Raw genomic sequence first — 14,639 nt, forward strand, 5'->3', positions numbered from 1 at the left:
AGCGGGGGATCTTTTCATATGTTCAGAATGAAGGTGCGAACCACTTTTCCATATACTAACCCTTTACACGAGCATGTATTTATACATACAATAGGTAATACAATCATTTTTGCGGATAAAGTCGGAAGGGGTAATCGTATGGCGAAAAATCGTGACATGACGGCGGAAGAAATATTCACACTTGTTGCCTCTTATATGAATGAAGAACATGTTGAGTTCGTCAAAAAAGCATATGAGGCAGCGAAAACTGCACACGAAGGACAGCATAGAAGTTCAGGTGAGGTATATATTATTCACCCTGTCCAAGTAGCGGGTATTCTTGCCGAATTGGAAATGGACCCTTCGACAGTTGCAGCTGGGTTTCTACACGACGTTGTGGAAGATACAGACATCAGCAGGGACGACATCATCCGAGATTTTGGAGAAGAAGTGGCAATGCTTGTCGATGGTGTGACGAAACTCGAAAAATTACAATATAAATCCAAAGAAGAGAAACAGGCAGAAAATCATCGTAAAATGTTCGTAGCAATGGCTCAGGATATCCGTGTCATACTTATTAAATTAGCGGACCGGCTTCATAATATGCGAACGTTAAAACATGTCCCGGAAGAAAAACAGCGCCGGGTTGCGGCTGAAACGCTGGAAATCTTTGCGCCACTTGCCCATCGTTTAGGTATTTCAGCTATTAAATGGGAGTTAGAAGATACGGCATTACGTTATTTAAACCCACAGCAATATTATCGAATTGTCAATATGATGAAGCGCAAACGCGTCGAACGAGAAAACTATTTAGTAAACGTTATGGAGCAAATCAAGACGGAAATTGGAGAGATGGAAATTGACGCTGATCTTTCAGGACGTCCAAAACATCTGTATTCGATTTACCGCAAGATGGTTATCCAAAAGAAAGAATTCAATGAGATTTATGACCTTCTGGCTGTCAGAATTCTCGTTTCAAGTATTAAAGATTGCTATGCGGTTCTTGGTATCATTCACACATTATGGAAGCCGATGCCTGGCAGATTCAAAGATTATATTGCGATGCCAAAACAGAATCTGTATCAGTCGTTGCATACGACCGTAGTAGGACCGGCTGGCGATCCGCTTGAGGTACAAATTCGGACCGAAGAGATGCACAAAATTGCTGAATTCGGAGTTGCAGCACACTGGGCCTATAAAGAAGGAAAAACGGTAGCCGAAACCCCAAGTAATATTGATTCGAAATTGACTTGGTTCAGAGAGATACTCGAATTTCAAAACGAATCATCTAACGCTGAAGAATTTATGGAATCACTTAAATTCGATTTATTCTCGGATATGGTCTATGTCTTTACGCCGGACGGAGACGTTATTGAACTGCCGGCAAGTTCAGTCCCCATCGATTTTGCCTACCGTGTCCACTCAGAAATTGGGAATCGGACAATAGGTGCAAAAGTGAATGGAAAAATGGTCCCGCTTGATACTGAATTGTTTACGGGAGATATTATTGAAATTTTGACATCGAAGCAATCGCTTGGACCAAGCCGTGATTGGTTAAAACTTGCCAATACATCGCAGGCGAAAAATAAAATTCGGCAGTTTTTCAAGAAACAACTCCGGGAAGAAAACATCCTAAAAGGCCGAGAAATGATTGAAAAAGAAATAAAATCACAAGAGTTTGATGTGAAAGAAGTACTAACACAGGAAAATATTAAACGCACAATCGAAAAATTCAGCTTCACTTCCGAAGATGATATGTATGGAGCTGTTGGGTTCAATGGAATAACCGCTCAGCAGGTAGTTAATCGTCTTGCTGAAAAGTTACGGAAAGTACGTGAACAACAAGATACAATTGACAAAATCGTTTCAGACATGAAATCCCCTCAACCGGAAAAAATGACTGAATCAGGTGTTATTGTTAAAGGGATCGACAATTTGCTAATTAGGTTATCGAAGTGTTGTAATCCAGTCCCAGGTGATGAGATTGTAGGATTCATCACAAAAGGTCGCGGTGTTTCCGTCCATCGTACCGACTGCCCTAATATTGTGGTCGAAGATGATGAGCATGATCGAATTATCGACGTCGAATGGGCGATAGGGCCTTCTAGTTCAAGGAAAGAGTTCCTGGTTGATATAGAAGTGTCAGCTTTTGATCGACAAGGGTTGTTGAATGAAGTGATGATGGTTGTCGCCGATACGAAAACGCCGATGGTTGCGGTCAGTGGCAAAGCGGACCGAGACAAAATCGCTCGCATTCATATGACGATTAAAATTATGGATATTGCACATTTGCAAAGAATTGTTGATCGGATTAAACAAATCCGCGATATCTATTCTGTAGAACGTGTCATTAATTGATTGGAAGGTGTAACAGATGAAAGTTGTGTTGCAACGATCGGGTCCAGCTACTGTCCGCGTCGATGGGGAGAAAACGGGGTCAATTGAAAAGGGCTACGTGCTCCTTGTTGGTGTAACTCACTCGGATAGCGAAGAAGACGCTGCCTATCTTGCGAAGAAAATTGCAGGCCTTCGTTTATGGGAAGATACGGAGGGGAAGATGAACCATTCAATCGTTGAGGTAGGTGGGGATATTCTTTCAGTATCCCAGTTTACTTTGTTCGGAGACGTGAAAAAAGGACGTCGCCCAAGTTTCATTGAAGCGGCAAGACCCGAACAGGCAAAACCGCTTTGGGAATTCTTCAACCAAAAATTAGAAGAAGAGGGCTTGAAAGTTCAAACCGGTGTTTTTGGCGCAATGATGGATGTCGAGCTCATTAACGATGGTCCGGTAACGATTATTCTAGACTCGAAATAATAAGAAAAAGGACCTTCCTCAATACCTGGGAAGGTCCTTTATGTTTTGGAAGAGAAGAGAGTGTTTGGTATGTCCTTTTCTATTCAATGCGTGGTGCCAGCTGCTGCCACAATTCGAAGTGCACGAATGGTGTTAGTAACTGGCACGTTGCATTTTTCTTCATACTACTAGTGATTGTATTCTATACAAACTAAGTGAAGGCGCCTTACAAGGGGTAGCCGAAGCCCTAAGACCGGCGGCGAAGCTGCTTGGCTTAGGGCGGAAGGCATCCCCGAGCGTCGTAACGAATTCAATGGGATTCTTTAACTCAACATTTCTAGTTAATTTTTATTGAAATAGTCAAGAAGACCTTGATATATACCATGCGTCGCACGTTCACGGAACATATCGCTTGTGACCGTTCGTTCCTCGGCAGAATTCGATAGGAAACCGAGTTCAATCAGAATAGCATTTTGCCTATTTTCACGAAGAACTAGGAAATCGCCAGGCTGAGATCCTCGATTACGCAAATTCACTGTTGAGGCAAGCCCGTCATTAACCGAAGAAGCAAGCGCTTGTTGATGTGCGTGTGAGTAATACGTCGTAAAGCCCGCTACGCTAGAATCGGGATTGGCATCATAATGGAGACTGATGAATGCATCCGCAGCATGCTGATTACTGATAGCGACTCGTTTTCTCAACGATACATAAGTGTCTGTTTCACGAGTTGTAATCACATTCGCGCCTGCAGCTTTTAATTTAGCTGCTAATAATTCAGAAGTAAGAATTGTAATGTCCTTTTCGTCTGTTCCACGGGCTCCTGTTGTGCCGCGGTCATTACCGCCGTGTCCAGGATCAATCACGATAGTAAGCCCCTTTAAAGTGCCGGCAACACGTGGGACTGATTCTTTCATAACGGGTTCTGTCAATAGTGCCTCGTCGCCCGTAGAGACTACCCATGTAGCAATAAATGCAGAAGCCCCTGTCGGTAAAGAAATTTCATACCAGTCGCCATCTTGTTTAACAATTGGAAACTTTTCTCCTGCATCTGCTCGAGCGGCAATCTGTGAAGAAGTCGTAGCGGCTTCACGGATATTCGTCCCATTTGATAGGATGGTAACCGTTCCTAAATTTGAGCTTTCGGAAGTCTGGTTGCCATTCGATGTGAGCGTGCCGTGGAATGAGTAGACCCAACCCAATTCGTTATCATCTAATGAAATTTGTACCCAATTGCCATTGACTACCTTAACGTCATACGATTCACCTTGACGGATGAGTCCTACTCGTTTGGAGGTCAGGTCTGCATTTTTTCTGACGTTGAGTGCTTCAACTGAAACGGTAAATGACTCGGGTGTTGCGGCTTGATTGGTTGTCAGTGGTTCAGTTTGATCTGCCACCGGTGTAATATAATCTGTATGTACCCAACCGTTTGTGCCGTTAAATGTAATGGAAGTCCATTCACCGTCATTTCCAGTGGCAATTGCTTCGTCCCCAGCGGCCATCCGACCAAGTACTGCTGAATTGGTGGAAGGACTGGATCTCACATTTAACTGACTGACACGTGAAACGACTGCGGTACTTGTCCCAGTAGCTTGATCTGCGGAAGCAGTTAGCCAAGATGCAATCCATCCAGAACTGTTGCCATGCTGGATTTGGTACCAGTCTCCAGAAACAGCAATAACGTCTACCCGATCACCCTGTTTTAGCGAGCCGATTACAGCAGAAGTAAGACCGGCACCGGACCGGATGTGTACGGATTTTGCATCAACGACGACTGAATCCGTATTAGCGTAAGTCGTTGGAATGTCGTAGAATACGCTGAATAAAAGTATGAATGCGATCATCCATTTGCTCATTTTTGACAAAATATCATACCCCCTACAGTCCATTGTAGAAGTTTTCACTACAAAAAACTACAATTAATCGAAAAAGGTTGACACTATGACGCAGAATCATTAAGATGATGATTAATTAACAATTTAACTCACACGGATAGTACGTGTTATATTTATGCCAACGACATGGAAAGTAATTGTATAATTGACTGACAAGAGAGGGACGGACGTGGCTGAAATCCATCCTACAGCGATTTACAATGAATAACACCATCGAGGCTCTGTGCTGAACGATTTCTAATTCAGTAAGTACAGACGGAACCGGCCGTTATCCGGTTTTAGAGTGGGCGCAAACTTTTGCGTCAATTTGGGTGGAACCGCGGAAGCTATAAAGGCTCTCGTCCCTTGCATAGGCAAGGGATGGGGGTCTTTTTTTGTGTACCGACTAAGCGTGTCTAGGCTTCGGCAGGCCTACAGGAAGTAGGTTATGCAGTGGATAGGGATTGAACTTCATCCCTCTTAGTTGCTACAGGTCGTGGTGTACCTAGACTGCGATTCTTATTTAGGAAGGGGAATTTATATGATTTTCAAAGTGCCAAGAGGAACTCAGGATATTTTGCCGTCTGAAACATGGAAATGGCAGCAAGCAGAAAAAATCATTAACGAAGTATGCGATATCTACCGTTATAAAGAAATCCGTACACCGATATTTGAACAAACGGAATTATTTCAACGTCTCGTAGGTGAGACAACTGATGTCGTTCAAAAAGAGATGTATACCTTTACGGATAAAGGCGATCGTTCAATGACGCTACGACCTGAAGGAACTGCAGCTGTCGTACGCTCTTTCGTGGAGAATAAAATGTTTGGTTACCCGGATCAGCCTGTAAAGCTTTTTTACACAGGTCCAATGTTCCGTTATGAGCGTCAGCAAGCAGGACGTTACCGTCAATTCGTTCAATTTGGAGCAGAAGCAATCGGCAGCGCAGATCCTGCGATTGACGCAGAAGTGATTGCGTTGGCACTGGATGTCTATAAGCGAGTGGGATTGACAAAGTTGAAACTTGTTATTAACTCGCTAGGCGATACAGAGTGCAGAATAGCGCACCGCGAAGCGCTTATTGCGCACTTCAATCCGCATATAGGGGAATTCTGTTCTGATTGTCAATCTAGATTGGAAAAAAATCCACTACGCATATTAGATTGTAAAGTCGATAACGGCAATCCGCTCATTGCTTCAGCACCATCCTTAGCTGACTATTTGAATGAAACGTCTGCTCAATACTTTGCAGATGTAAAAGGTTATCTCGACGATGCAGGGATTTCTTATGAGGTCGATGCAAATCTTGTGCGTGGCCTTGATTATTATAATCACACGGCATTTGAAATTATGAGCACTTCGGAAGGATTCGGAGCAATTACGACTTTGTGCGGCGGTGGTAGATACAATGGTCTCGCTGAGGAAATCGGTGGACCTTCTGCACCAGGTATCGGTTTTGCGATGAGTATTGAGCGTTTACTTCTTGCGATGGCTGCTGAAGGGAAATCGTTTGAAGCTGAGCCAGTACTTGACGTTTATATCGTTACTCTTGGGGAAACAGCACGTCGTCCAGGCTATAAATTGCTTGGTGCACTTCGAGAAGCTGGTATTCGGTCGGATATGGATTATATGGACCGGAAAATGAAAGCGCAAATGAAATCGGCAGATAGATTGAATGCACGGACAGTTGTACTAATCGGTGAAGATGAAGTAGCGGAAGGCGTTGCTTTATTGAAAAACATGGCTGACGGGGCGCAAGTAAAAGTTCCTGTTGCTGAACTGGTTCAAAAACTTAAAGAAACATTGATTGGCTAAAGAGAGGCGGATGAAGGCAATGAAACGTACACATTATAGTGGTGAATTGACAGAAGAGGTAATCGGACAACCGGTTACATTACAAGGATGGGTTCAAAAAAGAAGGGATCTTGGGGGACTAATTTTCGTCGACGTACGGGACCGTTCAGGAATCGTTCAGGCAGTATTTAACCCGAGTTTTTCAAGCGAAGCAATCGTGACGGCAGACAAACTGCGCAATGAGTTCGTAATCGAGCTAACAGGTTTAGTTGTTGAGCGCGCAGAAGGCCAGAAAAATCCGCTATTGAAAACCGGTTCGATTGAAATTCAAGTTACTGAATTGAACATCGTGAATGAGGCGAAAAACCCGCCGTTCATGATTGAAGATGAAACAGACGTGAATGAAGAAATTAGACTGAAATATAGATACCTTGATTTACGCCGTCCAAAACTTGCGAATACGTTCAAAATGCGTTCAGACATCACTAAAACAGTCCGTAACTTCCTTGACGATGAAGGATTTTTCGAAGTAGAAACGCCGATTCTAACGAAATCTACACCTGAAGGCGCACGCGACTATCTAGTACCTAGCCGAGTTCACGAAGGCGAATTTTACGCGCTGCCACAGTCACCACAACTATTCAAACAAATGCTGATGGTAGCCGGATTCGACCGTTATTATCAAATTGCACGTTGTTTCCGCGATGAAGACCTTCGCGCTGATCGCCAGCCGGAGTTCACTCAGATCGATATGGAAATGAGTTTCATGTCAATTGAAGATATTATTGAATTGAATGAACGAATGATGCAAAAGGTAATGAAAGATGTAAAAGGAATCGATGTTCAAATTCCATTTAAACGTCTTCCTTATGACGAAGCAATGGCGCGTTTCGGTTCAGATAAACCGGATACGCGATTTGCATTGGAACTGACAGATGTCTCTGACGTCGTTAAAGATTCTTCATTCAAAGTATTTACGGCAGCAATCGAGTCAGGTGGGCAAGTTAAACTCATCAATGTAAAAGGAGTAGCGGATAGCTATTCTCGTAAGGACATCGACGCACTTGGCCAGTTTGCAGCAGTCTATGGCGCAAAAGGCCTTGCATGGTTGAAAGTCGATGCCGAAGGTCTGAAAGGACCTATCGCGAAGTTCTTCGAAGGAGAAGAGGGCGAAGGACTAAAAGCTGCAGCGAATGCTGAAGTAGGAGATCTATTGTTATTTGTAGCAGACAAAAAGAAAGTTGTCGCAGATACATTAGGAGCACTACGTACTAAGCTTGCAAAAGACCACGACTTAATTGACGAATCGAAGTTCAACTTCCTTTGGGTAACTGAATGGCCTCTGTTCGAATATAACGAAGAAGCTCGTCGCTACCAGGCAGCACACCATCCATTTACAATGCCGGCAGATGTGGAAGAACTAGTAACAAGTCCTGAGACAGTAAAAGCACAAGCCTATGACCTTGTTTTAAATGGTTATGAACTTGGTGGTGGGTCACTACGGATTTACAAACGTGATGTTCAGGAAAAAATGTTCGAAGCACTTGGATTCAGTAAGGAACAAGCGAACGAACAATTCGGATTCCTTCTTGAAGCATTTGACTATGGAACACCTCCGCATGGCGGAATTGCATTCGGTCTCGACCGTATTGTAATGTTGTTATCTGGTTCGACGAACTTGCGCGACACTATTGCATTTCCGAAAACAGCGAGTGCAAGCTGCCTGTTAACGTCAGCGCCTGATCACGTTGACGATACTCAACTAGCTGAACTTGGAATTCGAGTGATGGCAAAGAGTAAACGGTAATCAGTTAAGTTAGAAAAATGTAAAAACTATTTCCGTGAAATCGTTGAACTGACTAAAGATGTATGTTATTATACATGTAATACGAATCCTGAAGTGTTCGTTATTTGCCAATCAGTTTTGACCGAACATTTTTTCGTCGGGAGTCCGCATTTCGAGTCGGATGACATGCCTTTAGTCGGGACCTCAAAAGAATCGGATAGGACACCCACCTGCTGAGAGCGGGTTCAAAGCGATACTACAAAGACGGCACATTTGGGATTCGTTACTTACATGATCATACACCCCTCTGACTTACGTGCGGAGGGGTTTTTTATTGGGGAAAATTTAAATTTATAATGGATGGAAAGGCGGAATTTCAATTGTTACATCAATTTTCAAGAAATGAATTAGCCATAGGTACAGAAGGTGTAAATCGTATGCGGGACATGACTGTCGCGATACTTGGTGTTGGAGGAGTCGGTTCATTTGCGGCAGAAGCATGTGCGCGGAGCGGAATTGGACGGATTATCCTTGTCGATAAGGACGATATTGACATAACGAATATTAATAGACAGCTAATCGCTAATTTGTCGACAGTCGGCCGTTCTAAAGCAGAAGTGATGAAAGAGCGCATTGCTGATATTAATAAAGAGTGTGAAGTGATTTCGCTCCATATGTTTTATACGGAAGAGACAGCTGAAGAGTTTTTCAGTTACAAACCTGATTATGTCATCGATGCATCTGATACAATCATTTTTAAAATTCATTTGATTAAAGAATGTGTCGCACGTAACGTGAAAATTATATCGAGTATGGGTGCTGCTAATAAGATGGATCCGACCCGTTTTCAAATTGCGGATATTTCAAAGACGCATACAGATCCGGTAGCGAAAGTAATTCGTCGCAAACTTAAAAAAGAAGGTATTTATCAAGGAGTGTCAGTGGTCTTTTCTGATGAAAGCCCAATTGTCGTGAGACCGGATGTTGTTGACACAGTTGGTAAACCTGATGCCTTCATTCGAAAAGCAAAAATGCCACCTGCATCGAACGCATTCGTCCCATCAGTTGCTGGTCTTGTTTGCGCCAGCTGGGTAATGAATGATATCGTTGCCGATATTCCTATCCGGCGAGTGAAAGATAAAGTATAATGGATATCACCGCGGACCTACAGGATGTAGGTCACGCAGCAGGGAGGGATTGAACTTCATCCCTCCTTGTTGCCACACGATGTGGCGAACTTAGGCTGTGTTCATTTTCATGCGGTACCTTTTTGGTTGTCACCAAAATATGGGTAGAGGTATAATAGAGTGATTGCTTATGAAAATGAACTTGGATTGCTAGAAAGGGTGTTTATGTGTGAATAAAGTGTTTAAGGTATTTGTTTTTGGGTTAGTTGCCCTTTTATTAACAGCATGTGGCAATGTGGAAGCGAAACAAGGAATGACGGCACAAGACGTTTTCGAAAAAGCGAAAGATGCCTCTGCTAAATTGAAAAATGTGCGTACACATATCTCTTATGATGATTTTTGGAAAACAACAGCACCTGATGAAAGATATAGCGTGAAATATGAAATGACTTCAGATGCTGCGCTACAACCAGAAATAGTTAAACAGGACGTAAAAGTGCGACCGCAACCGATAAATGGGGATCCATGGGATGCGGAAGTATATAAAGTAAATGACCGTGTTTTCATTAAGGATACGAAAGTAAAGGAATGGGAAGAGTTGCAGTCCGGTTCGATTGCTGAATTATTCGGTTCGATGATTGAAAATGTTCAGCCAACACTGGACCTCGCGTTTTTTAACGACTTTGAAAACGATTTTGTGTTAGAACCGATTGACTATGGTTATAACTTAAGGCTGTCATTATCGAGAGAACAATATAAAGAATTTAAAAAAACACTGTACCTGTCGAACAACGGTAGCGATACGGATGTAGATGTAGTGGACAGTGAGTTTCCCCTTATTAATAAATTCGACATTGTGATTGGAATTGATAGCAAATCATTCTATGTAACTGATTTCAAAATGACACTTGATACAACAACGTACTCAATGGTACAAGTTGATGGTAATTCCCATCGAGTTAAACAAACGATCAATGCAGTTTATAGTCACTACGACAACGTGGATGATGTAAAGGTTCCGGCAGAACTATTAGAAGCTGCAGCTAACTAAAAAATACTCAGTAAAAACCCTCCTGAAAGTTTAACTTTTAGGAGGGTTTTGCATATGCTATTTTGAATATCGAGTAATTGTCTCGCAGGAGCTTATATTGAAAGTGTGGCGGGCATAACAAGCTTTATGCTAATTGGGCTGAATAACCATCAACATTACTATGAAAGAACTTTCATTTAATTACATATTAATATGGTTGATAACTGGGATTTCAATCATGAGGGATTACTCCACTGTTTATTTCGAAGTTTCTTATGATAGATTAAGACTATCAATATTTAACTGAAATAAAATTTAACAAAACAACTAGGAGTGTAATAGCATGCCACTAACTTTTGCTCACCCAGCAGCCATACTTCCGTTCTCAAGAAAAAGTAAATATATTAACTTTTCTGCAATGGTATTCGGTAGTATGGCTCCTGATTTTGAATACTTTTTGAGAGGCCAACCAATGGGGGACATTGGACATACTTTTACTGGGCTCGTTTTGTTTAATTTACCCTTGGTGACAATCGTTTATGTAATTTACCATATATTTGTACACCAAATTCTATTCAATCATTTACCAACTATTCTACAAGATACTTATATGAAAAGAGTAGATTCGACTATTATATTAAAGGTAGTTGTATTTTGTTATTCTGCCCTGTTCGGTATGTTAACTCACGTTGTATGGGATTCTTTCACTCATATAAACGGATATATGGTGTTAAAATTTCCGGCTTTATTCACTCACAGCTATAACATCTATGGTTTTGCTATACCTTTGTATAAATTTTTACAACATGGGAGTACATTATTTGGAATAACAATGATTTTAGTTTACATGTATTATAGAGCATTGACCCAGAGAAAACATAAGCATATTACTGTTTATCCTAAGAAAAAAATTATTTTTTGGTTTTCTTTATTCATTTTAACAGTATTATTTGTATCGTTGTGGTGTCTTATTGACCCTGTTTCGATAACCAGTTATGGGATATTGGTCGTTAGAATTATAGACTCTTCTTTACTAAGTTTATTCCTAATTTCTTTGTTGAAAAAATATGTTCGAATGTAATTAATATTTCCTGGATTTTAGGAACATGAAGATAAGTACAGATTGGGGTAGGTTCTGTGGAAAAACGTATTTCATTTGATTATCAAATCCTAAATAAAACCAAGTAAAGCATATAATAAGCGCCCCAGAAAAAGGGGTACTTATTATATTCTTACTCATAATCTAATTTAATGTTACCCACTGAAAGAACACTCCACCTATTTAATTTAAGTATTTATTCGCATCAACCACCGTACATACTCCGGATTCCTCCAAAAACTGTTTAATAAGATGAACGTGGCCGCCGCCGATTAATAGCAAAACTCTATCCTGTGGAGTTGATATCAACCTTCTCACATTTGTATAGAGTATTAAATTTCGTTTGTACCACCAAGTTAACCAATCCATTGCGTAATAATCTTTCTCTTTTCCAATCATCGCAAATTCCATGTAAAATTGGTGCATCTTTTTAACAGTTTCTACTTCATTCACACGTTTATAGCCTTCTAAAATCGGGAGTTTGGACCATTCTTCTGCCTCACGTTGCATGGGTTCCATGTACGTTGTCATTATTTTCTTATAGCGTTCGGGTTCATACTCTTTTGCATACTGAAAAATATCGCCTATTGTTGCTATTTCATTATCGTCCCCCCTCCAATCGATACAAGAAACTTCGCTTATGCCCGATTCCTTCGCTAAAGGGAAACCAATCGTTTCTATTTCATTTTTCATTGGGGTCGGATCATTCAATAGATACTTTCGATAACTTTCATTTAACTTCGATTGTACTTCCCGATCAGCTTCGACAGCTAACTTTGTCGGATTAAACCGACTTAGTGCGTCAACAACTTCCTTTGCTTCTAGCTCTAAATCAATATCGTTTTTGCGTTCAACATTGATTAAATCCGATGTGTCTCCTAAATGATACACCCCGACGATCATCACTTCTGGAATCATGTTAACCCTCCACTGTAAAGATATTGTAGTTGAAGATTGTTATTACTCTTTCAATTAATTGTATATTATCCAAAATGTAGCTTTTAACCAGAAAAAGTAATAAGGTGAATACTTTTTTGTAGATAGTTAATTAAGCTATTCCAAGAATCAAAAACGGTCATATAAGATTTCAGTGTTTTTGTTTTTAAACATACTGTTATCTCTCTTTTTTCGTAATTTTCCGCTTAAAATTTATAGCTAGAGTTAGATAGCGATTAATCTTTTGGTACTAACAGTATAGAGTAAATGGACTTAATTATCGGTCTTAGAGTAATTAATATCAAATTTTTGTAACGTTAAATGAATGTTGATTTTTATTTATTGAAACTATTCAGTCACAATGAACGTACTAGTAGTAGAGAGATTCCTAATTTAAGTAATGTGTAGATCGATTTTACATCTAAAGGAGGAAATGTGAATATTTATTTAAATATATTTGGTTTCTTAGTTTTTTTAACTACGATATTAATATTATTCATTTTTTGTGTCAAACTAATTATTTACTTTATAAAAAAGAATCATTTTCCAAAAAAACTTCTAATTGCTTTTTTGATAGGTACTATTTTGTTTTTTGGGCTATTTATATATGCGAACTATTTTTTCACATTTGATAATCTTGAAGGTGAATTTTACAAGGGACCTGTCAATTCTCCGACAGAAAAATATACAGCTAATGCTTACTACATGACATATGGTGGTGCCGCTGGAGGTGTCAATCTATGGATAGAAATCACTTATAATGAAGTGGATGATAAAATTGAGACAGTTTATTATAGTGATGCAAAAAGTTATTTTTCTATGGAGTGGAAGGATGAAAACACTTTATATATTATAAATGAAGAAATTAAGTATCCAAATTCAAATAGAAGTATTGAGTTGGAAATCGGCAAAGAAATTTATCACGAAAGTGGGTTAGTATGTCAAAGCTGGATAATGAAAGATCAGTATGAGACTTGCTATCAAAACTAACGACTCTTGTTTGGTTTAGGGGCAGGACTGTTGAACAAGAATGAAGAAATGAAAAATATAAAGGGGGGATTAGATATGATTGTTTTGCTTAATCTTGGCAGCTTAGTGCTTGGGCTAATTGCTTGGATACTTCCTGTTGTTAATCTGATGCGATATGAAAAGCAGAACCAAAAGAATTGGGTCCCTCTTACTATTATGAGCATCAGTGCTTGTGCTATTTCGCTATGTTTCCAGATTTTTTATAACTATCACTTGGTAAAGATTGAGGATTGGTCTGCTCTTATGGACACAACGGGTGCTGTGGCGTTCGTTGCGGCAGTTCTTCTCATCGTTACCATTCTATTAAATGTAATTACGCTGATTGTATATCGTGACCGAGCAGCGAAGTAGGATGTCAAATTCCAGTTTATAAGGTTGAAATAATTAATTCACACTTCTCTTATTAGGTATTTGGATTGTGGAAAGGGGAGGGAATGTAATGCATTGGGTGATGTGGGTTTTCTGGGGTTCCATTGTAACTTTGCTTGTAGGTGGATATCTTGTGGATTTTTTGACTGGGCGAAAATATGATTTTAAAGAACAGGAAAAGTCAGTGAATCAAAACTCAGCGGTAGCCGGTTCTCTACGAGAAGTGGCGCGGAATGACCAGCAAAATGGACCGTTTTAATAAGAGGAAAGTTGAAGGGGGGAGTCTTAAATTAAAAGATTTTTATTTTATTTCGTTTCCGTAGTAGTTATGGGATTTATTTTTTATCTAGGAATGGATTATAAAGTGCGATTAAGAGAAGAGTCGGCAACAACATTTAATTTAATGCCTTTTTTAATTTTTATAACTATTTTTCCTGTTTTTATTGGATTTTTTTTACGATTCCCTAAATTAATTATAGAGATAAAAGAAAAAAAGCAATGGTCGTTTGATTGGATTAAGGTTGTTGCAATTGGAATTCCGTCTCTTTATATAGCAATGATACCTATTCTGTCTATTTATTTCGGGTTGAATTTGTTATTCGCAAAAGAGTTTCTGCTATTAGGAGATACTACATTCACGTCAACAGCTGGGATTGTATTTGGTTATGTTTTGTTAGACAGCTTAAAAAAATAACAATTCCTCAACTAAAAATGCGGCACTACTCATTTTGGGTAAACTAGGTGGTATACCTCTCCCAGATAACGAACAAATCTAGCGAAGGAGCGACAAGCGTGAGGCCATCACCAAAAGAAGAAGCATA

13 protein-coding genes, 1 other RNA gene and 1 other annotated feature are annotated in these 14,639 nt (G+C 40.1%); of the genes, 12 read left to right on the forward strand and 2 right to left on the reverse strand.

What is annotated here, in order from left to right; genetic code table 11:
- The first annotated feature begins 138 nt into the window (after positions 1-138).
- Together MKX62_RS16925 and dtd are read left to right on the forward strand one after the other, a co-directional pair.
- Complete coding sequence (locus MKX62_RS16925; protein ID WP_067208213.1) at positions 139-2,337, forward strand: RelA/SpoT family protein; 2,199 nt, start codon at positions 139-141, stop codon at positions 2,335-2,337.
- 16 nt (positions 2,338-2,353) lie between these two features.
- On the forward strand, positions 2,354-2,794 hold the full coding sequence (dtd, locus tag MKX62_RS16930) for a D-aminoacyl-tRNA deacylase (protein WP_340741928.1): 441 nt from the start codon (positions 2,354-2,356) through the stop codon (positions 2,792-2,794).
- Between the two features lie 320 nt (positions 2,795-3,114).
- Here dtd and MKX62_RS16935 read toward each other — a convergent pair whose 3' ends face one another.
- Positions 3,115-4,629 carry an N-acetylmuramoyl-L-alanine amidase gene (locus MKX62_RS16935; protein WP_340742595.1) on the reverse strand — a complete coding sequence of 505 codons (1,515 nt, stop codon included), beginning with the start codon at positions 4,627-4,629 and terminating at the stop codon, positions 3,115-3,117.
- A gap of 151 nt (positions 4,630-4,780) precedes the next feature.
- Positions 4,781-5,017, forward strand: a binding site (T-box leader).
- Positions 5,018-5,188: 171 nt separating this feature from the next.
- On the opposite strand from MKX62_RS16935, the gene hisS reads away from it, so the two are divergent.
- From hisS to MKX62_RS16965, 6 genes are all read left to right on the forward strand, one after another.
- Entirely contained in the window at positions 5,189-6,463 is a 1,275-nt protein-coding gene (gene hisS / locus MKX62_RS16940; RefSeq protein WP_340741929.1) for a histidine--tRNA ligase, read from the forward strand.
- 19 nt (positions 6,464-6,482) lie between these two features.
- The gene (gene aspS / locus MKX62_RS16945; RefSeq protein ID WP_338652735.1) at positions 6,483-8,249 is read left to right on the forward strand and encodes an aspartate--tRNA ligase; all 1,767 of its coding nucleotides are present in this window, start codon (positions 6,483-6,485) and stop codon (positions 8,247-8,249) included.
- 82 nt (positions 8,250-8,331) lie between these two features.
- Positions 8,332-8,512: non-coding RNA, 6S RNA (gene ssrS / locus MKX62_RS16950), on the forward strand.
- 96 nt (positions 8,513-8,608) lie between these two features.
- Positions 8,609-9,376 (forward strand): tRNA threonylcarbamoyladenosine dehydratase, encoded by a 768-nt coding sequence (locus MKX62_RS16955; RefSeq protein ID WP_340741930.1) that lies wholly within the window; start codon positions 8,609-8,611, stop codon positions 9,374-9,376.
- A 208-nt stretch (positions 9,377-9,584) separates the two neighbouring features.
- Positions 9,585-10,406: a DUF6612 family protein gene (locus MKX62_RS16960; RefSeq protein ID WP_187047481.1), complete on the forward strand. Its 822-nt coding sequence runs from the start codon at positions 9,585-9,587 to the stop codon at positions 10,404-10,406.
- A 322-nt stretch (positions 10,407-10,728) separates the two neighbouring features.
- Positions 10,729-11,466: a DUF4184 family protein gene (locus MKX62_RS16965; protein WP_338652734.1), complete on the forward strand. Its 738-nt coding sequence runs from the start codon at positions 10,729-10,731 to the stop codon at positions 11,464-11,466.
- 201 nt (positions 11,467-11,667) lie between these two features.
- On the opposite strand, the gene MKX62_RS16970 is transcribed toward MKX62_RS16965, so the two are convergent.
- The gene (locus tag MKX62_RS16970) at positions 11,668-12,402 is read right to left on the reverse strand and encodes a DUF5694 domain-containing protein (protein ID WP_340741931.1); all 735 of its coding nucleotides are present in this window, start codon (positions 12,400-12,402) and stop codon (positions 11,668-11,670) included.
- 453 nt (positions 12,403-12,855) lie between these two features.
- On the opposite strand from MKX62_RS16970, the gene MKX62_RS16975 reads away from it, so the two are divergent.
- From MKX62_RS16975 to MKX62_RS16990, 4 genes are all read left to right on the forward strand, one after another.
- Complete coding sequence (locus tag MKX62_RS16975; protein WP_338652732.1) at positions 12,856-13,410, forward strand: DUF5412 family protein; 555 nt, start codon at positions 12,856-12,858, stop codon at positions 13,408-13,410.
- A 75-nt stretch (positions 13,411-13,485) separates the two neighbouring features.
- Positions 13,486-13,800: a hypothetical protein gene (locus tag MKX62_RS16980; protein WP_067208236.1), complete on the forward strand. Its 315-nt coding sequence runs from the start codon at positions 13,486-13,488 to the stop codon at positions 13,798-13,800.
- Between the two features lie 88 nt (positions 13,801-13,888).
- Positions 13,889-14,077 carry a hypothetical protein gene (locus MKX62_RS16985; RefSeq protein ID WP_340741932.1) on the forward strand — a complete coding sequence of 63 codons (189 nt, stop codon included), beginning with the start codon at positions 13,889-13,891 and terminating at the stop codon, positions 14,075-14,077.
- 69 nt (positions 14,078-14,146) lie between these two features.
- Positions 14,147-14,512, forward strand: coding sequence for a hypothetical protein (locus MKX62_RS16990; protein WP_340741933.1), 366 nt, complete (start codon positions 14,147-14,149; stop codon positions 14,510-14,512).
- Positions 14,513-14,639: the final 127 nt, after the last annotated feature.

Origin of the sequence: Sporosarcina sp. FSL K6-5500 (genome assembly GCF_038005665.1) — a bacterium.
Lineage (GTDB): Bacteria > Bacillota > Bacilli > Bacillales_A > Planococcaceae > Sporosarcina > Sporosarcina psychrophila.